Here is a 26,561-nt window from a genome sequence, read left to right as displayed (position 1 = left end):
GTTGCGGCCAGCCCGAACTCAAATCCGGGCTGGTCTGGGGCACGCGGCGGCGGCGGTTTGAGGAGCTCGGGGATGGGGCGGCGGTGCATCAGATTGGTTTTGATCAGCCGGGCGAAGGCGAGCGGGCTTTTGACGATCTTGTTGGCATCGTGAGCCAGCCGGAGCAGCAGAAAGGCGATCAAGGCGATCGTGATCTGAATGCGGACGGCCGTCTCGGAGGTACCGAAGAAGTGGTCGATCTTCAGAGTTTGTTTGACCCAGCGGAAGAACAGCTCGATCGCCCAGCGCCGCCGATAGAGATCGGCAATCTCCTGCGCGCCGGCCTCAAGATCATTGGTGAAGATGCGCAGCACTTTGCCGGTCTCGATCGTGACCTGGACCTCGCGCACCAGTTTCGACATCGGATTGCGGCGCGAGGCCGCGAGCCGCTTGGGAAGGTATCCGGTCCGGTCGCTCAGGATCGAACGTCCTGTCGGTACCGGGCGCTCTGCGACAACCGTGAAAGGCGTATTGGTCTTCAGCCGCGTGACGATGCGGCAGCCCGCTTGGTCAAGCGCGGCCCACCATCCGTAGTCATAATAGCCCAGATCGAACACGTAGGCGGCGCCCGCTTCGATCGGCATCTGCTTGGCGGCCGTGATGTCGTTGACGTTGGAGGCCGTCACCATCAGGTAAAGCGGCTGGTCGGCGTCGGGATCGTAGACCAAGTGCGCCTTGGCACCGCAGACCCCGGTCGAGAACATCGCCCAATGGGCGCTAAGGGCAGAGAGCCGCACGCTGGTCGAGTCAATCAGGCGGACGCAATCGCCGATTTTGCGCCGGTAACCGGCCTGCAATTGCCGCATCAGCGCCGAAAGCACTCCCCCAAACACCTCCGCTGCGGCGCGCGAGCGGTTGGCCGTCGACAGCGTCGACTTCGATATCGTGCAACCGCCAAGATGGTAGAGCTTGCCGGCGTGGCTCTTCAGGCTCGCCTCGATCTCGCGAAGCCCACGCGCCCCGCAAAACTGCGCCAACAGCATCGCAATCAGGTGCGACTTGCACTTGATACCCCGATCGTCTCGATCGGCCTCGTGTTGTTCCACGAGCCGATCGAGCATGGCCCATGGAATCTGCTTCAGCAGGCCATGAAAAACGATATTCTGATGCTGCACGGCGTTGATCCTCTTCCTGTCCAGATGATTCGCAACCAACTGAACCCAAGCAGAATCAATGCCGTGCACTTTCTCAAGCAGAAATCGTGCCGGACGGTCGTGCGGCGGCCGCAACAATCCATTTCAGCACAATCATCGATCGAAACCGGCGGATGGCGGCGGTTATCGCTTCCGCTGTTTGAGAGGCTTCTCGACGCCCGCCTGCTTCACATCGCCTTGACGATGTTCTCGGTGACCTTCTTGGCGTCGCCGAGCAACATCATGGTGTTGTCGCGATAGAACAGCGGATTGTCGATGCCGGCATAACCGGACGCCAGCGAGCGCTTGATGAACATCACGGTGCCCGCCTTCCACACCTGCAGCACCGGCATGCCGTAGATCGGCGAGGTCTTGTCCTCTTCGGCTGCGGGGTTGGTGACGTCGTTGGCGCCGATCACAAAGGCAATGTCGGCCTGTGCGAATTCCGAATTGATGTCCTCGAGTTCGAACACCTCGTCATAGGGCACGTTGGCTTCGGCTAGCAGCACGTTCATGTGGCCCGGCATGCGGCCGGCGACCGGGTGAATGGCGTATTTTACCTCGACGCCCTCCTTCTTGAGGATGTCACCCATCTCGCGCAACGCGTGCTGGGCCTGCGCTACCGCCATGCCGTAGCCGGGCACGATGATGACCTTCGAGGCGTTCTTCATGATGAAGGCGGCGTCATCGGCCGAGCCGAGCTTGGCCGGCTTCTGCTCACCGCCGCCGCCGGCGGCCACAGTCTCCCCGCCGAAGCCGCCGAGGATCACGGAGATGAACGACCGGTTCATCGCGTGGCACATGATGTAGGAGAGGATCGCACCGGAGGAGCCGACCAGCGCGCCGGTGATGATCAGCGCCGAATTGCCGAGCGTAAATCCGATACCAGCCGCCGCCCATCCAGAGTAGGAGTTCAGCATCGAGATCACGACCGGCATGTCGGCGCCGCCGATCGGAATGATCATCAGCACGCCGAGCGAGAGCGCCAGCGCCGTGTTGAGCCAGAAATAGACCTCGCTTCCAGTCAGGACGAGGCTGACGATGCTGGCCACCAGCGCGACGGCGAGCACGACGTTGATGACGTGGCGCGCCGGCAAGATGATCGGCTTTCCGCTCATGCGGGCGGACAGTTTCAGGAACGCGATCACCGAGCCGGTGAAGGTCAAGGCACCGATGGCGACGCCGAGCGACATCTCGACCAGGCTTTGCGAATGGATATGGCCGGGCGAGCCGATGCCGAACGCTTCGGGCGCATAGAAGGCACCGGCGGCGACCAGCACCGCAGCCATGCCGACCAGTGAATGAAACGCCGCCACCAGTTCCGGCATCGAGGTCATCGGCACGCGGCGCGCGATGACCGCGCCGATACCGCCACCGATCGCGACCGCGACGATCACAAGCAGCCAAGCGGTGCCGTCGGCCGGCGGATGGCTCGCGAGCGTCGTACCGACCGCGATCGCCATGCCGATCATGCCGAGCAGGTTGCCTCGACGCGACGTCGCGGGACTAGAGAGCCCGCGCAACGACAGGATGAACAACACACCTGCCACGAGATACAACAATGCGGAGAGATTGGCGCCCATCTCAGGTCCCCTGTTTCTTTCTCATCCCGAGGTGATTGCCGTTCATTTGGATTTCTTCTTGTACATCGCGAGCATGCGCTGGGTGACCAGGAAGCCCCCGAAGATGTTCACGCAGGCAAAGGTCAACGCGACGAAGCCGAAGCCGCGTGCCAAGCCGGTGCCGGACGAAATCATTCCGACGCCGACGGCAAGCAGCGCGCCGACGACGATCACCGAAGAGATCGCGTTGGTCACCGACATCAGCGGCGTGTGCAGCGCGGGCGTCACCGACCACACCACGAAATAGCCGACGAACACGGCGAGTACGAAAATCGAAAGCCGGAATACGAAGGGATCGACGGCCTGCGCGAGTTGCTCCATGGCTTCTCCTCCTATTTCGGCTGGAAGTTCGGGTGAACGACGGCGCCGTCCTTGGTCAGCGCTGTGGCCTTGACGAGTTCGTCGTCCCAGTTGACCGCAAGCGCCTTGTTGGCCTTGTCGACCATGGTCTCGATGAACGAGAACAGGTTGCGCGCATAAAGACTCGAGGCCGAGGCCGCGACACGGCCGGCGACATTGGTGTAGCCGACGATCTTGACGCCATCGACGTCGGCGACCTCGCCGGCCCTCGCGCCTTCGACGTTGCCGCCGCGTTCGACCGCGAGATCGACCAGCACCGAACCCGGCCGCATCGACTTGACCATCTCGCCCGAGACCAGCTTCGGCGCCGGACGGCCCGGGATCAGCGCGGTCGTGATCACGATGTCCTGCTTCTTGATATGCTCGGCGGTGAGGGCTGCCTGCTTGGCCTGATACTCCTTCGACATCTCCTTGGCGTAGCCGCCGGCGGTCTGCGCGTTCTTGAACTCCTCGTCTTCGACGGCAAGGAATTTCGCGCCGAGCGATTCCACCTGCTCCTTGGTAGCCGGGCGCACGTCGGTCGCGGTCACGATGGCCCCTAACCGCCGCGCGGTCGCAATCGCCTGAAGGCCGGCGACGCCGACGCCCATCACGAACACCTTTGCCGCCGGAACAGTGCCGGCCGCGGTCATCATCATCGGGAAGGCACGGCCAAAAGCTTCGGCGCCTTCGATCACCGCGCGATAACCCGCCAGGTTGGCCTGCGAGGACAACACGTCCATCACCTGCGCGCGGGTAATGCGCGGCATCAATTCCATTGCAAAGGCGGCGACGCCGGCATCGGCCATCGTCTTCAGCGCGGCGTCGTTGCCGTAAGGATCCATGATCGCAACGACCAGTGCGCCTCGCTTGTATTTCGAAAGCTCCGAGGCTTCCGGCCGTTTCACCTTGATGACGATGTCGGCATCCTTGAGCGCATCGGCGCTGACGGTGGCTCCGGCTGCGGTGAAATCCGAATCCAGCAAGCCGGACTTGATCCCGGCGCCGGGCTCGACGGCGATTTCGGCACCCAGCGCCTTGAACTTTTTCACCGTGTCGGGTGAAGCGGCGACCCGCGGCTCGGACGGATCGATTTCCTTGGCGACGGCAATCTTCATGGGGCCTCCCCGCGGCGCGGAACAATCGCAGGCGTGATGATGGCCAGATTGGCAAATCCGGCACCGGCCTTGCAACTGGTTACCTGCGAGCTTCTTCTAAAATCGCGGCGCCGGGTGGCGGCGCGAGCGTCAAATATCAAACGAGGAAAATCGCCATCAGGATGACGAGAACGATGACGGCGGAGGTGCCGTACTTCACCAGCTTGATGAAGCCCTCATAGGTCTGCTCGTGGGCCTCGTAGTCATTGCCGTCCGCGGTCGTGTAGGCCACTTCGCTATGGTTAGCCATCGTTGTCCCCAGTGAATCTCTAGTGTCCCGGTTCTGACATTCGTACGCTGTCGCGGCAAGTTCGTTTACGAATGTCAGAACCGAAGGGACACTAGCAAATACGGATTTTCTAGTGGAGCTTTGGATTTGACGTTCGCCAAGAGAACTCGCGGCCACGGGGTTGCGAATGTCAAATTCGCTCTACTATGTGCTGGCGTGCAATTACCGCAAACCGAAAGGCAGGGCAACGCCGCACTGCCTATCGGGTCATTTGGAAGGCCAATTGTCCCTGTTTTATCGGGAAACCTGGGGCAAAGGGCCGGGTCAGCCCATCGCCTCCAACTCGTCGATCATGCCGGAAATGACCGACAGCCCCCCGTCCCAGAATCGGGGATCCCTGGCATCGAGGCCGAACGGCTTCAATAGCTCCGAATAGTGCCTGGTGCCGCCGGCCGACAGCATCGCCAGGTAGCGTTCGGCGAAGCCGCTTTGGGCCTTTTCATAGGCGCCATAGAGCGAATTCACCAGGCAATCGCCGAAAGCATAGGCGTAGACATAGAACGGCGAATGGATGAAGTGCGGGATGTACATCCAGAAGTTTTCGTAACCCGGCCGGATATCGATCGCCGCGCCCAAGCTCTCGCCCTGAACGCCGAGCCAGAGTTCGCCGATGCGCTTGGCGGTCAGTTCGCCGTTCTTGCGCTCGGTGTGGACCGCACGCTCGAACGTGTAGAACGCGATCTGGCGCACCACCGTGTTGATCATGTCCTCAACCTTGCCGGCGAGCAGGGCCTGACGCTGCCTGACGTTCTTGGTTTCGCCGAGCAGGCGGCGGAAGGTCAGCATTTCGCCGAACACGCTCGCCGTCTCCGCGAGTGTCAGTGGCGTCGGTGCCATCAGCGCGCCGTTCTTTGCCGCAAGCACCTGGTGCACGCCATGGCCGAGTTCGTGGGCGAGCGTCATCACATCGCGCGGCTTGCCCTGATAATTCATCAGCACGTAGGGGTGCGCCGATGGCGTCGTCGGATGCGAGAAGGCGCCCGGCGCCTTGCCCGGCCGCACCGGCGCGTCGATCCAGCGGTCGGTGAAAAAACGCTCGGCGATCCCGGCCATTTCCGGCGAGAAGCCGCGATACGCCGACAGCACCATGTTTCTGGCGTCGCCCCAGGCGATCGCACCGGTCGCTGCAAAGGGCAGCGGTGCGTTGCGATCCCAATGCGGGAGCTTCTTCTTTCTGAACCAGCCGGCCTTGAGGCGGTAATAGCGGTGCGAGAGTTTTGGATAGGCCGCCCGCACGGCTGCCACCAGCGCATCGACTACCTCGCGCTCGACGCGGTTGTTCAGATGGCGCGAATCCGCAACATCCTTGAAGCCGCGCCAGCGATCGGAAATTTCCTTGTCCTTGGCGAGCGTATTGGTGATGAGCGCAAACGTTCGCTCATTGGCCTTGAAGCTCTTGGCAAGCGCCTCCGCTGCCGCCTTGCGCTTGACGCCGTCGCGGTCCTGCAACAGGCCAAGCGTCGGTTCGATCGCAAGTTCCTTGCCGGCGACTTTGAAGCGCAGGCCGGAGATAGTCTGGTCGAACAACCGGTTCCAGGCGGAATAGCCGGTCTGGGACTTCTCATGGAACAGTTGCTCGCTGCGATCATCGAGCTGATAGGGCTTGTCCTTGCGCAGATCCTCGATCCAGGGCCGGTAGTGCGCAAGCTCGGCCGTCTGCATCGCGTTCTCGATCACGGTATCGTCGATGCGGTTGAGCTCTAGGGCAAAGAACAACAGATGCAAGGAGGCGCTGGTCAGCCGCTCGGAAACGTCGCCGTAGAATTTCGAAATCACGGGATCGATGCTGTCGCCGGCATGCACCAGCCCGGCGAAGGAACTGAGCCGGCCGGCGAGATCGTCGATCGCCTCGTAGCGCTTCACGGCTTCCGCAAGCCAGAGACCACCGCCCTCGCCTGCGGTCCGCTCGGCGAGCCTGCCTTTGCAGTCATTCTCAAACGCGACACATTCGCGATCCAGCGTGTCGAGGTCGCGCGTCACTTCCGGCGCGCCGATCCCGGAATAGAGATCCGCCAGATTCCATTCCGGCAGCCTGTCCGCCCTGGAGCCAGCGGCTTTTTTGGAGTTGGTCTTGCGTTGGACGGTCGATCTGCTGAGAGCGGATGAGGAGCGCGAGGTCATCTTGTTCGAAACCCGTATCAGTCAAAAGCGGCGGCAAGCCCAACGATGGAGAGAAGTTTAAGCGGTCGTTAATCGACGTCGGCCAGAGTGCCCCGATTCGAGACAGATAGTTGTTGCGTGCGAGGAACACCATGCCTGCCACCATTTTGATCGCCGACGACGATGCGGTGCAACGCCGCCTGGTTGAGAATATGGTGCAAAAGTGCGGCCATGAGGCGGTCACGGTCGATTCCGGCGATGCCGCGATCGCGTTCTTGACCACCCCCGACGCCCCTCCCGTCGACGCCATGGTACTCGACCTTGTGATGCCCGGCCTCGACGGCATGGGCGTCCTGGTCAAGCTCCGCGAAATCGGCCTTGCCATTCCGGTGGTGGTGCAGACGGCCCATGGCGGCATCGACAACGTCGTCTCGGCGATGCGCGCCGGCGCCCAGGATTTTGTCGTCAAGCCGGTCGGCATGGAGCGACTTCAGGTCAGTCTGCAAAATGCCCTCACCACGAGCGCGTTGAAGGGCGAACTGCAACGCATCCGCCACAGCCGCGAAGGCCAGCTCACCTTCGCCGACATCATCACCCGCAGCGAAATGATGGCCGGGGTGATGCGAACCGCGAAAAAGGCCGCGGCTTCCACCATTCCGGTGCTGATCGAGGGCGAATCCGGCGTCGGCAAGGAATTGTTCGCACGCGCCATTCACGGCAGCGGCGAACGCAAATCAAAGCCGTTCGTCGCGGTCAATTGCGGCGCGATTCCCGACAATCTGGTCGAGTCGATTCTGTTCGGGCACGAAAAGGGCGCGTTCACGGGGGCCACCGAACGCCATGCCGGCAAATTCGTCGAAGCTTCCGGCGGCACGCTGTTTCTCGACGAGGTCTCGGAGCTGCCGCTGACAGCCCAGGTCAAGCTCCTGCGCACCTTGCAGGAAGGGACGGTCGAGGCGGTCGGCGCACGCAAGCCGGTCAAGGTCGACGTGCGGATTGTTTCCGCGACCAATCGCAAATTGCTCGACCGCGTCAAAAGCGGACATTTTCGCGAAGACCTGTTCTACCGCCTTCACGTCCTGCCGCTGACCATTCCGTCCCTGCGGATGCGGCGCGAAGATATTCCGCACCTGGTGCGGCATTTCCTGGCGCGGTTCTGCGCCGAAGAAAACCGGCACATCACCGGTGTCAGCGGCGAGGCGATGGCGCATCTGGCGCAGATGGATTGGCCGGGCAACATCCGGCAACTGGAGAACGCCATCTATCGCGCCGTCGTCATGAGCGAGGGCGATCAGCTCGGCGCCTCCGACTTCCCGCAGATGACAGGCCCCTCCTCGCCATCAACGTCGACCACATTTGGCGAGCCGCTAATCGTCGAGCCAGCCTTTCATGCGACCGCGCCAGACATGATATCCGGTAACGAGATACCTATTGCGCCACTGCCGGCATCGGCCGCCGGCGTGCTTTCGATGCTGACGAGTGGCGGCGAAGTCCGGCCGCTCGAGGAATTGGAAGGCGAGATCATTCGCTTCGCGATTTCACATTACCGCGGGCAGATGTCGGAGGTGGCGCGCCGGTTGAAAATCGGACGATCAACTCTCTATCGCAAGCTCGACGAAGAGGCGCCGGACTCCGCAAGTGGCGGAACGGATCGGGCAGGATGAGACTTGATAGCAACGCTGCACCCGTAACACGCGGAAGCGACCGAAACTCTGGCGGGCCGGAACATTTGAACCGTTGCCCGCAAGTGACAGACAAATGGTGGCTCACATGACAAAAACCCGAGGCAAAGCGATGCAAGTGGATGCTTTGTGGTCAGTTTGTCGTGAGTTGTGTCTCCGTCTGCTGGCCGCATGAGGGACGCCCATGTATCGTCTGCGCATGAATCGTTGCGGCAGCCATGCCAAATCTGAAGCCCTGGAGCACAATTTCAACGAAATGAGCTTCAGAATCCAACCGGTCCGGCGCTTTCGCGAACGCTTTGACGGACATACGAAAGCTGCTCCGAAATTGGAGCAGTTCACCCAAGGGGTGTGATGATGCGTGACTGTTGGAAGACCCGTGGATACGACCTCGTCCTGATGACGGTCGCGGCGACCTTCCTCACGGTGTCGGCGGGTTCTGCATTGGCGCAAAGCGATACGCCGCGTAGTTCCGCCGCCGAGCTTGCGATCGACGCCGCAATCCCTCGCCCCGAACCTGCCAACGTCCCGCCGCCCACCGCGGCCGACTTCAAGATGGACACCGCATCGCCCGACACGGCCAAAACAGCTGCAACGACGCCTGCCGCGACGACGACAACGGCCGCACCGGCAGCCGAGCCGGCGGATGTCGCAACCGTTCCGGCCTCCGAACCCGCCAAATCTGAAGCCACCGAACCTGCGAAGGAAGAGGCGAACAAGACCGAACCCACCACCAGCGACGCGGCCAAGAGCGACACCGCAACCGCAACGCCCGCCCCGGCGGCAGCGCCGGCCCCGACCGTTGCTTCGCCCGAGCCCGCCAAGGAGCCCGTCAAGGCCGCGAGCAGCGTCGCGCCCGACGATCAACCGGCTGCCGACAAGCTGCGCGAGCTGGTCGGGTCGAAGGCGGTACGTTTCGAGCACAAGGCGGAGCGGACTGCGGTGGAGAAATTCTATACCGCGCGCGACTTCGCTCCGATCTGGACGCAGAGTGGCAAGCTGACCGAGACCGCCAAGGGCGTCGTGGCGCGGCTGAAGGGCGCTGCTTCCGACGGGTTGAATCCGGCGGACTATCCGGTGCCGGATTTCGCTGCCGCGACCACGCCCGATGCGCTGGCCGATGCAGACCTGAAGCTGACCATGAGCATGCTCGACTACGCGCGGCAGGCCCAGAGCGGCCGGATGCACTGGTCGCAGGTGTCGGGTGACATTCAATATCCGGAACACCCGACCGATCCGAACGAGGTGCTCGCCAACGTCACCTCGGCCAAGGACGCTTCGGCTGCCCTCGACAGCTACAACCCGCCACAGAAGCTCTATCAGGCGCTGAAGAAGAAGCTCGCTGAATTGCGTGGCGAAAGTGACGGACACGTGATCCGGATCGCCGACGGCCCGGCGCTTAAATACACGGCCGCGCGCAAGAAGCAACCCGAGGTCGTGCAGGAAGACGATCGCGTTCCGCAGTTGCGCGCCAAGCTCGGCATCAGCGAAGATCCCGACGACCGCCGCTACGACGCCAAGGTCGCGGAAGCCGTCCGCAAATTCCAGGCGATGGCCGAGTTGAAGCCGACCGGCATCCTCGACGAACGGACCGTCAAGGCGATCAACAGCCCGAAGCGCGACAAGCAGATCGATACGATCGTCGTCAACATGGAGCGCTGGCGCTGGCTGCCGCGCGATCTCGGCGCGCCCTCGATTGGCGACGCCTATGTCATCCTCAACATTCCGGATTACACGCTGAAGGTCATGCAGCACGGCGCGCAGGTCTGGACCACGCGCGTGGTCACCGGTCAGCCCGGCATTCACGCGACGCCGCTTTTGACGGAGACGATGAAGTACATCACCGTCAATCCGACCTGGAACGTGCCGCCGTCGATCATCTACAACGAATACCTGCCAGCTTTGCAGCAGGACCCGACGGTGCTGGAACGCATGGGGCTCAGGCTCGAGCACAATCCGGACGGCACCATCCATATTTCGCAGCCCCCGGGAGAGCGAAATGCGCTCGGCCGCATCCGCTTCAACTTCCCCAACAAGTTCCTGGTCTATCAGCACGACACTCCGGACAAGAACCTGTTCGCCAGGGAAGAACGTGCTTTCAGCCACGGCTGCATGCGGGTGCAGAATCCGGATCAGTACGCATCGATCCTGCTCAACATCACTGATCAAAACAGCCACTACACGCCGGATAAAATCCGCAGCATGTATGGTACGAGCGAGATCGACCTGAAATTCCCGACGCCTATCCCGGTCAACATCACCTACCAGACCGCGTTCGTGGACAACGATGGCAACCTGCAATTCCGCAAGGACGTCTATGGCCGCGACGCCATCATGCTGTCGCTGCTGCGCTCGGGTCACAACAAGGACCTGGAGGCGGTGATTGCCCATGCCCAGCCGAACTATGTGAAGCCGGTGAACAACCTGCACTTCGCCAGCGACAATTCGTGGTCGTCAGGGCCGTCCTTCTTCGAGCGGCTGTTCGGCGCCCCGATGCCGCCACCCGCGCCCCCTCCGGGCCGCCGCCGTGGTCAGGCACAGCCCCAGGGCGGGCAGTGGTACTACCAGCGCTGAGCCGCAACTCGAGATTGCCTAGTCAAATCAAAGGCCTCGTCCAGTGGACGGGGCCTTTTTCCACATTGATCACCGTCCACTGGGCAAGTTTTCGCCACACTCGATGGGTTATCTTTCCTTTGCGGCTTGGGGATGCGGGTTAAGTCTCACTTAACCCGCCCGCGTTAAGGGTGCGTTTACCCTCTTTCGCCACACGAGGTTGCGAAAGAATTTCAACGCTCGGTCTGTCGGGGTGGGCTCATTACGTGCTGACCGGTTTTGCGCGCCAGCTTAATCTGCTGTCTTGGCCCAAGGCCGGATTGCAGCTCGGCTTGGCCTCGGCGCTGCTGCTTGCCGCGATCGGCTCCATCCCCGACGCGACCGCCCTCAACGAAACCCGCACGCTCTCCTTCCATCACACCCATTCCGGCGAAGACCTCACCGTCACCTTCAAGCGCGACGGCCGCTTTGACGAAGAGGCCTTGAAGCAGCTCAACCACTTCCTGCGTGACTGGCGCACCCAGGAACAGACCACGATGGATCCCCACCTGTTCGACATCATCTGGGAGGTCAATCACGACGTCGGCGGCAAGCAGCCGATCCAGATCATCTCCGCCTACCGCTCGCCCGAGACCAACGCCATGCTCCGCCGCCGCTCCGCCCACACCGGCGTGGCGCGCTTCAGTCAGCACATGCTCGGCCATGCGATGGATTTCTACATTCCGGACGTGCCGCTTGAGCAGATCCGTTACGCGGGCCTGCGCCTGCAGCGTGGCGGCGTCGGTTTCTACCCAACCTCGGGATCCCCGTTCGTGCACCTCGATACCGGCAACATTCGCCACTGGCCGCGCATGACGCACGATCAGCTCGTACGGGTTTTTCCCGACGGACGCACGATCCACGTTCCCTCGGATGGCGTACCGCTGAAGGGCTATGAACTGGCCCGCGCCGACATCGAGCATCGCGGCGACGGCGATGATGCGGACAAGGTCGGCAAGCCCAGCCTGCTGGCGCGTCTGTTCGGCAACAGGGCGACCGATGATGACGACGAAGGCGTAGTCACGGCTGCTCCAGCCAGGACCATTCCGGCTATCCAGGTTGCCGCCAAGCCCGCCGAGGCCGGGCGTCCCTCGCGCGCAAAACCTGCGGGCACAACGCTGCAACTCGCGGCAGCGGACCTGCAGACGGTGCGGCCGGCGAAGCCGAAACCGATGGCCGCAGCAGAAGCAGAGACCAGACCGCAGACCCCGGCCGACATCATCAACGCGCGCGGCATCTGGGATGACATGCAGGCTGCGTTGAAGGAGGCGACGCCGGCGCTTGTCGCGGCCCTGAACGCCCGCCACGCCCTCGCCTCGACCGACCCGCAATCGACCGCGAGCGTTCCGGCCGCCTACGACGCGATGGCCTACGCGCCCGACGCGGCCGCACCGGTCGATCACCCCCGCGGCGACCACGCAGCCTTAGCCAGCCGCCATACCGTGGCCGCGAATGATCTCACCACCGCGGTCGCGAAGGGCCGGAGCGTCGTGGCAACTTCGACACCGACGGCGCCCGAGGCGGATGATGCGTGGACGCGGATGATGATGCTGGCGCCGAGCGCGCGCACGTCCATGTCGGTGACGATGCTCGGCGATCCCAACATGACCCAGCTGAGCAAGCTGTTCGTCAAGCCGCAGGCTGTGATCGTCATGGGCTTCTCGGACGATCCGCAAGCGGGCCTGGCTACCGATCACTTCAGCGGCCCAGCCATCGCGCCGCTGACCACGCAAGCCTTCCGCACGGCGTCGCTGCACTGACGTCAGGCACCCCGCAAGCCTAACCGCGGGGCACGGCGAAGCGACACGCGTTACAGCATTCCGAGCGCCTGCAAATAGGTTTCCAGAATGGTTTCCTGTTCGGCGCGTTCGTTCGCATCCTGCTTGCGCATGCGGATGATGGTGCGCAGCGCCTTGACGTCGTAGCCATTGCCCTTGGCCTCCGCATAGACGTCGCGGATATCGTCGGAAATGGTCTTCTTTTCCTCCTCCAGCCGCTCGATGCGTTCGATGATGGCCTTGAGCTGATCCTTGGCGAATCGCGTCGCGGGGCCTTCGTCATCTTTGACGGCGGCAGCAGAGGTGGCCATCGCTTACTCCTGAAATGGACTGGGTTGAGGCTGAAAAAGAAAGCGCCGCGCGGATGACCGCGAGGCGCATGTCGCAGAATGACCCTCAAGAGTCAGGCAGCTTACGTCAAGGCAACATCCTCGCTCATCCACAGCGCGCCCACAGGAACACGCCGGATCCATCGCCGGAGGCCTCTTATCGGCAGCCCGTCAATGTCCCGGGTTGACTTTGGCCATCGCCGCGAGTTGCTCGGGCGTTGCCTTGCCCTGAAATTCTTCTTTCCAGGTCTCGTAGGGCATGCCGTAGATCGCTTCGCGGCTCTCGTCCTTGCTCATCGCAAGGCCCTTGGCGTCCGCCTCTTCCTTGAGCCAGTTGGACAGGCAGTTGCGGCAGAAGCCCGCCAGGTTCATCAGATCGATATTCTGAACGTCGGTGCGCGAACGCAAGTGCTGGAGAAGGTGCCGAAAGGTTGCCGCCTCGAGTTCCGTTCTGGTTTTGTCGTCGATCGCCATGACCAGTTTCCGTCCTTAGTCTGTGCATCCTCGGTTAAGGATCGTACTCCCGCATCAGGTAGTAAACTGTCACATATTTTTCCACATCGCGACGCAAATATTGCGCTGGCTTTCAGGGCATTGGATCGCTTCCATGGCCAATCACCCACGCGAAATTGCGCTTGACCACCGACAAGCCCCCACGCGCAACCATCAATATCTTGATATAGCTTGGCCGCAATGATCCCGACAGATTCGCTTTTCCCCACCCAAACCACCAGGCACTTCGGAGCGGCCGTGATCCCTGCCCTGCTCCTTGTCGTGGCCTGCCTGTGGAACGGGCCGGCTTCGGCCGACTTCCGCCTCTGCAACAATACGTCAAGCCGGGTCGGCATTGCGCTCGGCTACAAGGACGCGGAGGGCTGGACCACCGAAGGCTGGTGGAACGTGTCCTCTCGCGCCTGTGAGACGTTGCTGCGAGGCACGCTTGTCGCACGGTATTACTACATTTACGCGATCGACTACGATCACGGCGGCGAATGGTCGGGAAAGGCGTTCATGTGCTCGCGCGACAAGGAATTCACGATCCGCGGCGCGGATAACTGCCTGGCGCGGGGTTTTGACCGGACCGGTTTCTTTGAGGTCGATACCGGCGAGCAGCGCGCCTGGACGGTACAGCTCACCGATTCCAACGAGCAGCAGCCGGCGCAGCGCGTGCCCGGTATTCCCGGCACGATCGGTCCGAACGGCCCCGGAAATATTCCGGGCATCCCCGGTTCGCCGGGCGGAGTAGCGCCGGGAACGGGTCTGCCACCCGCCGCAGCTCCCGGGACCAAGCCATGAGACGGCTACGCCGTATCAAGATTCTTGCGACGCTCGGGCCGGCCTCCTCCGAAAGCAGCGTCATCAGGAAGCTGTTCGAAGCAGGCGCCGACGTTTTCCGCATCAACATGAGCCACACCCCGCATGACAAGATGCGGGAGCTGGTCAAGACCATTCGCAATGTCGAGAGCAGCTATGGCCGGCCGATCGGCATTCTGGTCGATCTGCAAGGCCCGAAACTGCGCCTCGGCTCCTTTGCCGAGGGCGCGGTGCAGCTCAGCAACGGGCAGAGTTTCACGCTGGATTCCGACAAGGCGCCCGGCGACAACACGCGCGTCCACCTGCCCCATCCGGAAATTCTCGCCGCGCTCAAGCCCGGACATGCGCTGCTGCTCGACGACGGCAAGGTGCGGCTGATCGCCGAGGAAACCTCTCCGGAACGCGCCGTGACGCGCGTCGTGATCGGCGGAAGGATGTCGGACCGCAAGGGCGTCAGCCTGCCCGATACCGACCTGCCGGTGTCCGCCATGACACCGAAAGACCGCGCCGACCTCGAAGCCGCGCTGGTGACCGGGGTCGACTGGATCGCGCTCTCTTTCGTGCAACGCGCCGAGGACATTGTCGAAGCCAAGAAACTGATCCGCGGTCGTGCCGCCGTGATGGCCAAGATCGAAAAACCACAGGCGATCGACCGCCTGGCCGAGATCATCGAAGCCTCGGATGCGCTAATGGTGGCGCGCGGCGATCTCGGCGTCGAACTGCCGCTGGAGCGCGTGCCAAGCCTGCAGAAACAAATGACGCGGATGGCGCGGCGCGCTGGCAAGCCGGTGGTGGTCGCAACCCAGATGCTGGAATCGATGATCCAGTCGCCGGTGCCGACGCGCGCGGAAGTCTCCGACGTTGCGACCGCCGTCTATGAAGGCGCCGACGCCATCATGCTGTCGGCAGAATCGGCGGCCGGCAAATATCCGGTTGAGGCGGTCTCGACCATGAATCGGATCGGCGAGGAAGTCGAACGCGACCCCACCTATCGCGGTGTTGTCAATGCACAGCGCGCCGAACCGGAGCCGACGGCCGGCGACGCCATCGCCGACGCGGCGCGGCAAATTGCCGAGACGCTCGATCTTTCCGCGATCATCTGCTGGACCAGTTCGGGCTCGACGGCACTGCGGGTGGCGCGCGAACGGCCGAAGCCGCCGGTGGTGGCGATTACACCGAACCTCGTCACGGGGCGAAGGCTCTCGGCCGTGTGGGGCGTGCATTGTGTGGTAGCCGAAGACGCGCACGATCTCGACGACATGGTCAGCCGCGCCGGCAGCATTGCCTTTCGTGACGGCTTTGCGCGCGCGGGCCAGCGCGTCATCATCGTCGCCGGCGTGCCGCTGCGCTCGCCCGGCACCACCAACATGCTCCGCATCGCCTCCGTTGGTCCGGACGAAGACGCTGACGACATTTAGACGCGCAAACGCGCCGCGGAAGCTCGCTAGACGAGATTCGCTTCCAGCGAAATCTTGGTGTTCAGAAGCTTCGAGACCGGACAGCCGGCCTTCGCCTTGGCGGCAAGCTCCTGAAATTTCGCATTGTCGGCGCCGGGAATCTTCGCTTGAAGCGAAAGATGCACCGAGGTGATGGCAAAGCCGTCACCGACCTTTTCAAGCGTGACATCCGCCTTGGTTTCCATCTGTTCGGCGGTGAGCTTGGCTTCGCCGAGGATCAGCGACAGCGCCATGGTGAAGCAGGCGGCGTGCGCCGCGCCGATCAGTTCCTCCGGGTTGGAGCCCGGCTTACCCTCGAAGCGGCTGGCGAAGCCGTAGGGATAATCCTTGAGCGCGCCGCTCCTGGTCGAAATTGCGCCCTTGCCGTCCTTGATACCGCCCTGCCATTTGGCAGATCCCGATGTGGTCGTCATTTGAGAACTCCACGGGGCTTGAGGTGAACATGACGGTACTCTGCCTCATCAATGCGGCGGAATTGTTCGATGGCCCGCCCGCACCCGCCACGTGAGTTCCACGCTTAGCATTTGTTAACCAGAAAGCATCCCCGGCTGGAAGTCTTCAAAATGCGGCGCCAGTTTTTACTCAACCGTAGGCCGACCACCCCTAAAGCAGTCGAGGTTTGCATTTCATGCGAACTCAAAAGCATGCAGGGCCGGTAACGAGGCCCGCTTCGATCGTCAGGGGACCGTTGATGTACGCGCTGGAGACCTGGAGCGGCCCCCGGCTTGATCAAGGGCGAGGCACGATCGGCACACACGCACAAACGTCCGGAATTTACGTCTTCCTGATCGCTTTCGCGTGCATCTATTACCTCTCAAACGCGCCGCTCCTGCTTGGTCACTATGACTTGGGATGGCACCTCGCCGCGGGCGACTTGATCAGGCAACGGGGCAGCGTTCCGTATCAGGATCCATGGGCCTTCACCCTTGGCGACAAGCAATGGTACAATCTTTCCTGGCTCTGGGATGTGACTGCCAGCGTCCTTGTTCAACGCACCGGCTTTGGCGGTCTCACCTTATTCGTCGTTGCATGCGGCGCGGTGATCGTGGCCTATCTTACGTCCGCTGGCCTGAGCGGCGGCGCGTCCGCGCCTGCAGTTTGTATTGCCGTCTTCTCCACCTGCGTCCTGTACCCCACGTTTGCGACGCCTCCCAATATCTATCTGGCGGCGGCACCAAACACTGCGACGATGGTGTTTAGCGTTATCTTCTACACGCAATGCCTGAAGAAAGCGCGGCGCTTTCTGTTGCCAGCGATGATGATGCTATGGGCCAATCTGCACGGCGGCTTTGTGCTCGGCTTTTTCATCATAGGCCTTTTTGGCGGCATCGCACTGCTTCGACGGGATTGGGAAAATTTCAGGATTCTTGGATTTACGGGCGCCGGCTGCCTTGTCGCCATCCTCGTCAATCCGCTGGGCCTTCACATCTACGATGGAGTGACGGCGACGCTCGGCAACTTCGTGCAGGCCAATATCACGGAGTGGGCATCCTATTCCCAGAACATGACCCTGCCCGGCTGCATCCCTGGCATCGTCTACATCCTGATCTTCGTGGCACTCGAACTCCGCTACGCTGGCTCCAGTCCGCTCCCGCTGGAGACCCGGCTATTGACCTGGCTGTTCCTGGTTCTGGGGTTTCATCAATTCAGGTACATGGCGTTCTTTTTCCTGTTCTCGACCGTTCCATTCGCGCTTCACATCGACCGCCTGCTGCCCGGGAAACCGAATCCCGGCGAAGTGCAGAAGTCATTGTTGATCGCCGGCATCATCGGCCTGTGCCTGCTGCCGTTGACGTTCATGCATGTTCGGCCGGCGCTCGGGCTTACGGATGAACTTCTCTCGGAGCAGGACGCGCATTACCTCGAAGCGAACTTCTCGCATGCGCGAATTCTCAATCACTGGAACGTCGGTGGCCCGCTGATCTTCCGCACGCACGGCACCGTACCGATCTTTGTCGATGGCCGGGCGGCGACGGCTTATCCGGACTCGCTGCTGCACGACTATTTCAAACTGGTCAAATGGGACATCGACGAGGCCGCCTGGGACAGCGTGATCGAGAAATACAAGATCGACGCGGTGTTCTGGCCGAAGGTGCACGACGTGCTGAGGCACTTTCTCGTCGACGAACGAGGCTGGAAAGAGCAGTACGTTGGCTCTCATGAGAGCCTCTACGTCAAACCGTAACGCAGCATCACGTTCCGCATTGGCTTGAACGCAGCGGCGCTTACGCCCCGGCCGCCGCCATGGCAGGAAGTGCCGCCTGCACCACAAGGCCACGGGCTCGCGCATCCATCACGCCGACGGCGCGCAGGGCGAGCAGAGTTACCGTCTGCACCGCATCGCGCAGCTTTCCAGCGTCATCCGTGTTCTCCGCCGCAAGCGGCCCGACCAGCGCCTCATGCAGGGCGCCGAGCAGCGCGGTCGCGGCGAGGTTCGTATCCTGCGCCGGCAAATGACCGGCACGGACCGCCGCATCGATGCGGCCGGCGATTTCATCGACGACCGCGCGGCGGCTTGCCAGGCGCGACGCCGTCACGTCGACATCGACGGGTTCAGCCAGAATGCCCCATGCCAGCTTTCGCTGCGATAATGCGTGCACGGCGACGGTCGTCACGACAGCCGCCAACGCCGATGACGGGCCAGGCGCGGAGTCAGCCGCACGCCGGATCGCAGACAGTTCATCGCGCGAGACGTCGGCAATCAGTTCCGAAATCAAATCGGCCTTGGATGGGAAATAGCGGTAGACCGTGCCGGCGGCGACATTGGCGCGGACCGCGATCGGCGCGATCTGCACTGCGGCCATACCGCCCTCAGCCGCGGCATTGCGGGCCGCCGCGAGAATCGCGCTCCGTCGTGCAGCGAGACGTTTCACGACCTGGTGGGTCCGTCGATAGACCATCTTTCGCGTTCTCGCTCCCGCGCACACGAGGCTAATCGGCATCGATACCGGTATTCAGTTCTTGGCGGTCTTAGCCGACCGCTTTCAAGAAGTGAACAATAATTCAGAGCAGATGACAAGCGTTTTGGATCTAGCTAGCGCCCAGCCAGCGACGGCGCCCTTGCCCGCCACCATGGGCCCACGCGATGGCCGATGAGCGCAGCGACGACGAGCGTCGCCGCAAAGCCGGTCGGCGCACCGAGAAAGGGATAGATCATCAATAGCGCGGCGACGAGACCGAGTGCTGGCTGCTCATGCCGCTCAAACCCTTGATCCAGTCCGACGCGCACGAAAAACGCAACCGCAATCGCCAGCACCATCTCGTCATAGAGAAAGAGATACGGCGTCACCAATAGCGTTCCGGCGGCGAGCGCCGCCGCCTTCAACGGATATTGGACCTTGCGGCTGCGCCAAAGCGCCACGAGCAGGATCGCCACCGCGCCGCTCATGATGCACTGCAATGTCCAGGCAAACCATTCGGGTCCGTTGAAATAGCGGGTCAGCGCGAAGATGCTCTGCATCTTGCCCCAGGGCGCGCGGCCCTCGACGAGGAAGGCCTTGTTGAACATCGGCATCCAGTGAACGAAGGCCTGCCAGCTCTCGGTGCCGAAAACACACCAGGAGATTGCGGCTAGCAGCACCGCCACGACGCCTGCCGTGACGAACACCCGCCACTGCGAGGCCGCGATCAGCACCAGCGGAAACAGCAATCCATATTGCGGCTTGTAGCTCAGAAGCCCAAGGCAGATACCGGAAAGCACCGGCCGCCTCGGCATCAAGACCAGCGTGCCGCCGATCAGCGAGGCCGTCAAAAATCCGTTCTGCCCGACCAGCGAGTTGGTGAACGCCACCGGAAAAGCAGCCGCGAGCAGCAGGCCAAAGGAGCGGCCGACGATCGCGCGCATCGCGGCGAGATAAGGCAGGAAGCTGACCGCTGCCCAACCGACAAAAGCAACCGCATACGGAAAATGCGCGAGGACGGCGGCGATGAACAGAAACGGCGGCGGATAGTGCCAGGCGAAGTTGCCTTCATAGCTCTGGCCGAGGACGGCGACCTGCACCTGTTTCTGGATGTCCCAATCGTAAGCGAGCGCCGGGTGCCCGTCGAGCACGAGGCGTCCCGCAGACCAGACATTGACGAAATCGGTCGGGATGCCCAATCCGTTCTCATCGAAGATCCACCAGTGGCTGGAGACGCCCGCGTGCAGCATCCCCACATTGATCGCGCAAAGCACGATGCAGCCGATCAGAAGTGCGGGCGGAAGTGTGCTCCTCGGGGGCATCGTGATATCGGATGTCAGCGCGGCCATGCTGGATCTCTAGTTCCGATTCCGAAGTTAGCAAGCTGGCGCCGGAAAGGCGCCAGCCACCAGCTTTAGGCGGGCCGGCTTGCCGAAATCTTAAGGGATCGGGGTCTGGACCCCGGCGGCGCCGTTCAGGCGGCGGCCCCGGAGGGCGCCGGCATCGTCCGGCCGCGCATCAGCGCCGTATAGAACAAGGCACCGAGGGCCGCCCCGATCAGCCAGCCCCAATCGCCGACACTGGCGATGAGGCCATAGGCGCCTGCCAGTGCCAGTCCGATCGAGATCGCGCCGGAAGCGGCCAGCGCCAGCAGCGCGCGCGGGTTCCAGCCGTTCTCGAAATGCAGCGAGCCCTTCGGCGACATGGTGTAGAGATCGTTGAGGACAACCTGCTGACGCTTCACGACGTAATAGTCCGACACCATGATGCCGAACATCGGTCCTAGCGCGGCGCCGAAGATGCTGACGAAGATCGTGATCGCCTGCGGACTGGAGACGAAGATCCACGGGCACACCATCACCGAAAGGATCGAGGTGATGAGGCCGCCGAGGCGGAAATCGATCTTCTCCGGATAGAGGTTGGAAATGTCGTAGGCCGGCGACACGAAATTGGCGACGATGTTGATGCCCATGGTCGCCACGATGAAGGTGATGGAGCCGAACGCCACCACAAGCGGATTGCCAATGCGTTCGACAATGGCGACGGGGTCCATGATCGCCTGGCCAAATACCTTCACGGTGCCGGCGGTGACGATCACGGTGACGATCGCAAAGACAATGAAGTTGACGGGAAGGCCGAGGAAGTTGCCGACTTTCATGGCCCGGCCGTCTTTGGCGAAGCGGGAGAAGTCGCCGAAGTTGAGGAGGAGTGCGGCGAAATAAGCGACGATCAGCATCGCTGCGCTCGCCATGTGGCCGAGGGCCGAGCCGTCGACGGGCGGCCCAAGCTGCAACGAGAGACTCGACACGCCCGTCTGCGTCAGGATCCAGATCGCCAACGCGAACATCACGACATAGACGGCAGGCCCGCAGAAATCGATGAACCGGCGGATCGTCTCCATGCCGTTGAGGAAGATCAGAAGCTGAAACAACCACATGAACAGGAAACAGGCCCAGCCCAGCGCCGACAGCCCGACAAAGGAAGAATGCGTCCACGCTTCGGCGCCCGGGTAAAACGTCAACACCAGCACCTGGACCGCCTTGGAGGCAAAATAAGTCTGCACACCATACCAGACGATGCCGACGATGCCGCGTATGCAAGCGGCGAGATTGGCGCCCATGACGCCGAACGACATCCGCGCCACGACCGGGAACGGCGTGCCATATTTCAGCGACGGACGGCCGATCAGGTTCATCAGGAAATAGACCGCGATGATGCCAACCGTCATCGCCAGCAGCACTTCCCATCCGGTAAGGCCAAGGAAGAACAGGCTCGCCGCGAAGGTATAGCCGCCGACCGAATGCACATCCGACATCCACATCGCAAAGATGCTGAAGGTGCCCCAGTTGCGGCCTGCGGGAGCCACCGGCGCCAGATCATGATTGTAAAGCCGGGGATCGGCCTCCGGCACGGCAATGACGGGCGTGAGATTTGACTGGCCTGACATCGGCAGCTCCTGTGCTGGGCGGCCAAGACTGACAGAATATTTCAGGCAAGTCCCGCGCCAATCTGCCCGGCTACCGCTGATCCCTCGGAATCATGAACTTCAATCCGGACCAGACGTCGTCGACGGCGCAGACTTTTTGATATCGACCAGGCCGAGCGGCAGCGCGGTATCGCGTACGACCACGTCGGTGAGATCGCTGGCAACGCCGGAAGATTTCTTCGGCCACGACACCCAGATCATACCGTCGGGCGCGATCGCCTTCCGATAAGCGCGCAGCTTCACGGCAAGCCCGGCCGCTTGCGTCGCAAACAGATGCACCATGTCGAGGGGCGGCTTCGGCTTGGCGCGCAGCGACGCGCCGGGCGGCAACGGTCCGACCATGTTGTCGTAGGCGCGCGGCGAGCCGTCCGCAAAAATGCAAAAGCCCGGCTTGATGCCGAGCTTCTGCGCAACTGCTTTACCTGAGGTGCCGACCACGGCCGCGGCTGGTGTTAAGCCTGCGGCTGCGGTTCCAGTCCGGGATCAGGATCGGGACGCGGACGCGGCTTGCCCGCGGGCGGCACCGCCGAGGCACGTGGCGTCGACGGCTCAAGCACCGACTCGCGGTTCGGCTTCTTGCCCTTGAGCAGATCCTGAATCTCGTCGCCGGTGAGCGTCTCATATTCCAGAAGGCCCTTGGCGAGCGCTTCAAGATCGGCGCGCTTCTCGGTCAGGATCCTGGTCGCATCCTGGTAGCCTTCCTCGACCAGGCGTCTGATCTCGCTGTCGATCTTCTGCACGGTCGCTTCCGAGATGTTCTGCTGGCGCGACACCGAATAGCCGAGGAACACCTCTTCCTGGTTCTCGCCATACGCAACAGTGCCGAGCGCGTCGGACAGGCCCCAGCGCGTCACCATCATGCGCGCGAGGCGCGTCGCCTGCTCGATGTCAGACGCCGCACCCGAGGTAACCTTCTCGCGGCCGAACACCAACTCCTCCGCGACGCGCCCGCCCATCATGATGGCAAGGCGTGAGGTCATCTGTTCCAACGACATCGACAGCTTGTCGCGTTCCGGCAGTTGCATCACCATGCCGAGCGCGCGGCCGCGCGGAATGATAGTCGCCTTGTGGATCGGATCGGTGGCGATGACGTTGAGGCCGACGATGGCGTGGCCGCCTTCGTGATAGGCCGTCAGCATCTTTTCTTCCTCGGTCATGACCAGCGACTTGCGCTCGGCGCCCATCATGACCTTGTCCTTGGCCTCTTCGAACTCGGCCTGCGTCACCATCCGCTTGTTGCGGCGTGCCGCGGTCAGCGCCGCCTCGTTGACGAGGTTCATCAGGTCGGCGCCCGAGAAGCCCGGCGTACCGCGCGCGATGGTCTTTAGGTTGATATCGGGCGCGAGCGGCACCTTGCGGACGTGAACCTTGAGGATCTGCTCGCGGCCGACGACGTCCGGATTGGGCACCACGACCTGGCGGTCGAAACGGCCGGGTCGCAGCAGCGCAGGGTCGAGCACGTCGGGACGGTTGGTGGCGGCGATCAGGATCACGCCTTCATTGGCCTCGAAGCCGTCCATCTCGACCAGCAACTGGTTCAACGTCTGCTCGCGCTCGTCATTGCCGCCGCCGAGACCGGCGCCGCGATGACGGCCGACCGCATCGATTTCGTCGATGAAGATGATGCAGGGCGCGTTCTTCTTGGCCTGCTCGAACATGTCGCGGACACGGCTGGCGCCGACGCCGACAAACATTTCGACGAAGTCCGAACCGGAAATGGTGAAGAAGGGCACGTTGGCTTCGCCGGCGACCGCACGCGCGATCAGCGTTTTGCCGGTACCGGGAGGGCCGACCAACAGCACGCCGCGCGGAATCCGCCCGCCGAGCCGCTGATACTTGCCGGGGTCACGCAGGAATTCGACGATCTCCTGCAAATCCTGCTTGGCTTCGTCGACGCCGGCGACGTCCTCGAAGGTCACGCGGCCGTGCGCTTCGGTCAGCATCTTGGCGCGCGACTTGCCAAAGCCCATCGCCTTGCCGGCACCGCCCTGCATCTGCCGCGACAGGAAGATCCACACGCCGATCAATGCAATGAAGGGCAGCCACGAGACGAGCAGCGAAACGAACCATGGCACGTTGTCGCCGGGCGGCTTCGCGGTGATCTGCACCTTGCCGTTATACAGACGCGTAACCAGCGACGGATCGTTCGGCGCGTAGGTCTGGAAACTTGAGCCGTTGGTGAAGGTGCCGTGGATTTCCGGTCCCTGGATGACGACGTCGTGCACATGGTTGGCGTCGACTTCGTTCAACAGCTGCGAGAAGGAAATATCCTGCGAGGCGCCCCGCTGGCCAGGATTCTGGAAGAGCGTGAACAAGGCCAATAGCAGCAGAACAATAATGACCCAGAGGGCGAAATTGCGCAGATTGGCGTTCATTGATTTTCCTTCGTGGTCGCGCGGATCGCGGCCTTATTCCTCTCGGGTAGCATCCCTCAAGGCGCCTGCGGGTTAATCTAGGTGGCGAGGCCGTTGCTGCCAAGGGAACTGCAGCGGACTATTTAGCCTATTCCGGGACTATTACGGTTCAAATCATGTCGTGAAAATGGGGTGATTTCGGGGGTGGTTAAGGCCGGCAACCACGCTGCCCGCCTCAATCCGGCGGGCGCCGCCGCGGCGGAGCCGCCGAGATGACGATTCGTCCCCCCGAAAGGCTGACAATGGCCCCGGCCAGCGTCTGCTTCAGCTTCGGCTGACGCACGGCGGCGCTTAGAGCAGACGTCTTTTTCTTCGCGCCGCCTTGTAACGCGCGGTCCAGCGCAGCCAGCAATGCCTCGGCCTTGCCGAGTTCCGCCGGGCCCTCGTGGCCGATCCGATCGATGGCGCGCAGCAGTAGCCGTAACCGGATTTCCTCGGGCAGTTCTGCAAAGGCGGTCGCCTCAAAGTCTGCGTTCGGCGGGCCGCCGCCTGTGGCCCGCGGCGACACGGTCACCTGGTCCTTCAGCGCGAGATAGCGCGCGGCGCCATCGGCCAGAATCTCGATCGCCGCGTTGGCCCGCGCCAGCCGCAACGCCAGCCTGGCCAGGTTGCGCGCATCGCCGCCTTCGGCGCGCAGGTCCTCGATTACCGCGCGGATACGCGGCCGGGTGAAGCGGACATCGCGGTTGGTTGGATCGTCGGCGTAGCCGATCCCGGCTTTTTGCAGCGTCGCGATGAGCTGCGATTTCGGGACAGCGAGAAACGGGCGCGCAATCAGCACGCCTTCGCGCTCGCTCTCGCGCGCCATTGCCGAAAGACCGCCGATGCCGCTGCCGCGCAACAGCCGCATCAATAACGTCTCGGCCTGATCGTCGCGCGTATGGGCGGTGAGAATATGGCTGGCGCCGCTCTGGCGCGCGAGGTTGGCGAGCAGACGATAGCGCGCTGCCCGCGCCGCCGCCGGCACCCCGGATTTGGGCTTCTCGCCGCTCCAGCGCACCGTGCGATGGGGTATGCCGAGATGACGCGCCAGACGCTTGACCTCACGCGCCTCGCGCGCGGCTTCCGGCCGCAAGCCGTGATCGACCGTCGTCGCCAGGAGGCGCGGACCGCGCGACAATGCCTTGCGCCATCGCGCCGCGAGCCACATCAGCGCGATGGAATCCGGACCTCCCGAAACGGCAAGAACCAATCCCGGCGCATGCTTCCAGTCCGCAAACAGGGCCTTGGCCTGCCGCGCCGAAATCGGGGATTTGTCGTCGTCAGGCACAAATCCACTCCACAAGCGGGAAGGTCCTGGCTGGACCTTCACCCTGCCGAGGAGTCTAGCACTTCGTCCGCTTCTGCTCACGCGTGACGGCCTGCTTGATGTTGGCCGCTGAGCGCGGATATTTCCGTGTCACTTCGCCGAAAGCGGCGCAGGCCGCCTCTTTCTCCTTCAGCGCCGCGAGCGACTGCCCCAAGCGCAGCAGGGCATCCGGGGCTTTCGCTGAATGATCGTATTTTGTCGTCACCGTCAGAAAGGCTTCGGCCGCTTCACGATAGCTCTGGCGCTGGTAGAAGCTCTCGCCGAGCCAGAACTGTGCGTCCGCGACCAGGGGGTCGCCCGGATACTTTCTCGCGAAATTGCGCATGGTTTCTGCAGCCAGCGCATAGTCCTTGCGCTCGATATAGCCGACGCCGAGATCGAACTCGTCCCTTGGCGTCGCCGAGGGCGGCAAGGTCGTCAGCGCGCCGGTGCCGTTGAGGTTGCGCGGAGGCGGCGCTGGCAATGTCCCCGCCGGGGCCCCGCCGGTATTGGCGAGGTCGAGCGGCTCGCCCGCCCCTCGCCCGCCTGGCGCGCCAATCGGCGGTCCCGGAGAAATCGGCATTTGACCGCCACCGAGCGCACGCGGCGCGCCGGGCGCATTCGGATTCTGGGAGGGATCGAAGGCATCGCCGCGCCGGCCGCCGCCCTGCGGGCCTGCCGGCTCCTGAATAATGGGCGCGGGAGCAGCAACCTGCGTCTGATAACCACCGGGCGGTTGTTGATAGCCAGGCGCCGGCTGCGGCGGAGGCAAAGCGGCCGCATTGGTCACCGGAGCGCCTCCCGACTGCGCCTGAGCAGGTGGCTGAGCGCCGCCCTGAAGCGCGTTCAGGCGTTCTTCGAGCTGACGGTTGCGATGCTGCAGTTCCTCGTTCTGCCCGGTGATCTGCCGCAACTGGTTTTCAAGCTGCTCGATGCGAACCGCGGGATCGACATCGTCGGATTGCGCGAGCGCCGGCGAAGGCCACGCGAACGCGCACGATCCAAGCGCTGCAGCCAACGCAGCAGCGCGGGTGGTTTTATGAATCCTGAATGACATTTGGGCGTTAAGGCCAGTGAGCGCGACGGTGATCAGCTTGAGGCAGGGAGTACGCCAAAAATGTGACTGAGACAATTCGCGCCGC

At 62.8% G+C, this 26,561-nt stretch carries 24 protein-coding genes; 8 read left to right on the top strand and 16 right to left on the bottom strand.

From position 1 onward, the window contains the following. Nucleotides 1-1,154 (bottom strand): IS4 family transposase (locus tag M6D32_RS04685; RefSeq protein WP_298253857.1); only part of this gene is annotated, 1,154 nt, incomplete at its 3' end. Between M6D32_RS04685 and M6D32_RS04680 the strand changes: the two genes are divergently transcribed. Beyond that, on the top strand, nucleotides 1,128-1,433 hold the full coding sequence (locus M6D32_RS04680; protein WP_298253855.1) for a hypothetical protein: 306 nt from the start codon (nucleotides 1,128-1,130) through the stop codon (nucleotides 1,431-1,433). The genes M6D32_RS04685 and M6D32_RS04680 overlap by 27 nt on opposite strands. Here M6D32_RS04680 and M6D32_RS04675 read toward each other — a convergent pair. The 5 genes from M6D32_RS04675 to M6D32_RS04655 all read right to left on the bottom strand — a co-directional run bounded on the left by M6D32_RS04675 (nucleotide 1,361) and on the right by M6D32_RS04655 (nucleotide 6,700). After that, on the bottom strand, nucleotides 1,361-2,755 hold the full coding sequence (locus M6D32_RS04675; RefSeq protein WP_298253853.1) for an NAD(P)(+) transhydrogenase (Re/Si-specific) subunit beta: 1,395 nt from the start codon (nucleotides 2,753-2,755) through the stop codon (nucleotides 1,361-1,363). The two genes, M6D32_RS04680 and M6D32_RS04675, sit on opposite strands and share 73 nt — an antisense overlap. A 42-nt stretch (nucleotides 2,756-2,797) precedes the next feature. Beyond that, entirely contained in the window at nucleotides 2,798-3,115 is a 318-nt protein-coding gene (locus M6D32_RS04670) for a proton-translocating transhydrogenase family protein (protein WP_298253851.1), read from the bottom strand. Between the two features lie 11 nt (nucleotides 3,116-3,126). Then, nucleotides 3,127-4,251, bottom strand: coding sequence for a Re/Si-specific NAD(P)(+) transhydrogenase subunit alpha (locus tag M6D32_RS04665; RefSeq protein ID WP_298253849.1), 1,125 nt, complete (start codon nucleotides 4,249-4,251; stop codon nucleotides 3,127-3,129). 136 nt (nucleotides 4,252-4,387) lie between these two features. Further along, nucleotides 4,388-4,540, bottom strand: a complete 153-nt coding sequence (locus M6D32_RS04660; RefSeq protein ID WP_298253847.1) for an aa3-type cytochrome c oxidase subunit IV — start codon at nucleotides 4,538-4,540, stop codon at nucleotides 4,388-4,390. 303 nt (nucleotides 4,541-4,843) lie between these two features. After that, nucleotides 4,844-6,700, bottom strand: a complete 1,857-nt coding sequence (locus M6D32_RS04655; RefSeq protein WP_298253846.1) for a M3 family oligoendopeptidase — start codon at nucleotides 6,698-6,700, stop codon at nucleotides 4,844-4,846. 131 nt (nucleotides 6,701-6,831) lie between these two features. Here M6D32_RS04655 and M6D32_RS04650 point away from each other — a divergent pair, with 131 nt between their 5' ends. From M6D32_RS04650 to M6D32_RS04635, 4 genes are all read left to right on the top strand, one after another. Next, nucleotides 6,832-8,343, top strand: a complete 1,512-nt coding sequence (locus M6D32_RS04650) for a sigma-54 dependent transcriptional regulator (RefSeq protein WP_298253844.1) — start codon at nucleotides 6,832-6,834, stop codon at nucleotides 8,341-8,343. Between the two features lie 202 nt (nucleotides 8,344-8,545). Further along, nucleotides 8,546-8,716: a hypothetical protein gene (locus tag M6D32_RS04645; RefSeq protein ID WP_298253842.1), complete on the top strand. Its 171-nt coding sequence runs from the start codon at nucleotides 8,546-8,548 to the stop codon at nucleotides 8,714-8,716. A 2-nt stretch (nucleotides 8,717-8,718) separates the two neighbouring features. Further along, nucleotides 8,719-10,935 (top strand): L,D-transpeptidase family protein, encoded by a 2,217-nt coding sequence (locus M6D32_RS04640; protein WP_298253840.1) that lies wholly within the window; start codon nucleotides 8,719-8,721, stop codon nucleotides 10,933-10,935. Between the two features lie 245 nt (nucleotides 10,936-11,180). Further along, entirely contained in the window at nucleotides 11,181-12,713 is a 1,533-nt protein-coding gene (locus M6D32_RS04635) for a DUF882 domain-containing protein (RefSeq protein WP_298253838.1), read from the top strand. Nucleotides 12,714-12,763: 50 nt separating this feature from the next. On the opposite strand, the gene M6D32_RS04630 is transcribed toward M6D32_RS04635, so the two are convergent. Both M6D32_RS04630 and M6D32_RS04625 read right to left on the bottom strand, forming a co-directional pair. After that, the gene (locus M6D32_RS04630; protein WP_298253835.1) at nucleotides 12,764-13,042 is read right to left on the bottom strand and encodes a DUF2312 domain-containing protein; all 279 of its coding nucleotides are present in this window, start codon (nucleotides 13,040-13,042) and stop codon (nucleotides 12,764-12,766) included. A 189-nt stretch (nucleotides 13,043-13,231) separates the two neighbouring features. Next, nucleotides 13,232-13,534 carry a DUF1244 domain-containing protein gene (locus M6D32_RS04625; protein ID WP_298253833.1) on the bottom strand — a complete coding sequence of 101 codons (303 nt, stop codon included), beginning with the start codon at nucleotides 13,532-13,534 and terminating at the stop codon, nucleotides 13,232-13,234. Nucleotides 13,535-13,753: 219 nt separating this feature from the next. Here M6D32_RS04625 and M6D32_RS04620 point away from each other — a divergent pair, with 219 nt between their 5' ends. Together M6D32_RS04620 and pyk are read left to right on the top strand one after the other, a co-directional pair. Continuing rightward, nucleotides 13,754-14,356, top strand: coding sequence for a DUF1036 domain-containing protein (locus M6D32_RS04620; protein ID WP_298253831.1), 603 nt, complete (start codon nucleotides 13,754-13,756; stop codon nucleotides 14,354-14,356). Next, nucleotides 14,353-15,792 (top strand): pyruvate kinase, encoded by a 1,440-nt coding sequence (gene pyk, locus M6D32_RS04615; RefSeq protein ID WP_298253829.1) that lies wholly within the window; start codon nucleotides 14,353-14,355, stop codon nucleotides 15,790-15,792. Before M6D32_RS04620 ends, pyk begins: the two co-directional genes overlap by 4 nt. Before the next feature lie 26 nt (nucleotides 15,793-15,818). On the opposite strand, the gene M6D32_RS04610 is transcribed toward pyk, so the two are convergent. Beyond that, on the bottom strand, nucleotides 15,819-16,244 hold the full coding sequence (locus tag M6D32_RS04610; protein WP_298253826.1) for an OsmC family protein: 426 nt from the start codon (nucleotides 16,242-16,244) through the stop codon (nucleotides 15,819-15,821). A 278-nt stretch (nucleotides 16,245-16,522) separates the two neighbouring features. Between M6D32_RS04610 and M6D32_RS04605 the strand changes: the two genes are divergently transcribed. Further along, nucleotides 16,523-18,016 (top strand): hypothetical protein, encoded by a 1,494-nt coding sequence (locus M6D32_RS04605; RefSeq protein WP_298253824.1) that lies wholly within the window; start codon nucleotides 16,523-16,525, stop codon nucleotides 18,014-18,016. Between the two features lie 40 nt (nucleotides 18,017-18,056). Here M6D32_RS04605 and M6D32_RS04600 read toward each other — a convergent pair whose 3' ends face one another. The 7 genes from M6D32_RS04600 to ybgF all read right to left on the bottom strand — a co-directional run bounded on the left by M6D32_RS04600 (nucleotide 18,057) and on the right by ybgF (nucleotide 26,476). Then, nucleotides 18,057-18,731 (bottom strand): TetR/AcrR family transcriptional regulator, encoded by a 675-nt coding sequence (locus M6D32_RS04600; RefSeq protein ID WP_298253822.1) that lies wholly within the window; start codon nucleotides 18,729-18,731, stop codon nucleotides 18,057-18,059. Nucleotides 18,732-18,865: 134 nt separating this feature from the next. Next, nucleotides 18,866-20,080, bottom strand: coding sequence for a glycosyltransferase family 87 protein (locus M6D32_RS04595; RefSeq protein WP_298253820.1), 1,215 nt, complete (start codon nucleotides 20,078-20,080; stop codon nucleotides 18,866-18,868). A gap of 125 nt (nucleotides 20,081-20,205) precedes the next feature. Beyond that, nucleotides 20,206-21,678, bottom strand: coding sequence for an NCS1 family nucleobase:cation symporter-1 (locus tag M6D32_RS04590; RefSeq protein WP_298253818.1), 1,473 nt, complete (start codon nucleotides 21,676-21,678; stop codon nucleotides 20,206-20,208). A 99-nt stretch (nucleotides 21,679-21,777) separates the two neighbouring features. Beyond that, nucleotides 21,778-22,155 carry a DUF3052 domain-containing protein gene (locus M6D32_RS04585; protein ID WP_298253816.1) on the bottom strand — a complete coding sequence of 126 codons (378 nt, stop codon included), beginning with the start codon at nucleotides 22,153-22,155 and terminating at the stop codon, nucleotides 21,778-21,780. 14 nt (nucleotides 22,156-22,169) lie between these two features. Further along, the gene (gene ftsH / locus M6D32_RS04580) at nucleotides 22,170-24,092 is read right to left on the bottom strand and encodes an ATP-dependent zinc metalloprotease FtsH (RefSeq protein WP_298253814.1); all 1,923 of its coding nucleotides are present in this window, start codon (nucleotides 24,090-24,092) and stop codon (nucleotides 22,170-22,172) included. A 214-nt stretch (nucleotides 24,093-24,306) separates the two neighbouring features. Beyond that, nucleotides 24,307-25,401 carry a tRNA lysidine(34) synthetase TilS gene (tilS, locus tag M6D32_RS04575; protein ID WP_298253812.1) on the bottom strand — a complete coding sequence of 365 codons (1,095 nt, stop codon included), beginning with the start codon at nucleotides 25,399-25,401 and terminating at the stop codon, nucleotides 24,307-24,309. Between the two features lie 55 nt (nucleotides 25,402-25,456). Next, nucleotides 25,457-26,476 (bottom strand): tol-pal system protein YbgF, encoded by a 1,020-nt coding sequence (gene ybgF, locus M6D32_RS04570; protein ID WP_298253810.1) that lies wholly within the window; start codon nucleotides 26,474-26,476, stop codon nucleotides 25,457-25,459. Nucleotides 26,477-26,561 lie beyond the last annotated feature (85 nt).

This window comes from Bradyrhizobium sp. (genome assembly GCF_027307225.1).
Lineage (GTDB): Bacteria > Pseudomonadota > Alphaproteobacteria > Rhizobiales > Xanthobacteraceae > Bradyrhizobium.
Note: the sequence above shows the minus strand (reverse complement) of the source record. Positions and strands in the feature narration are given on the sequence as shown.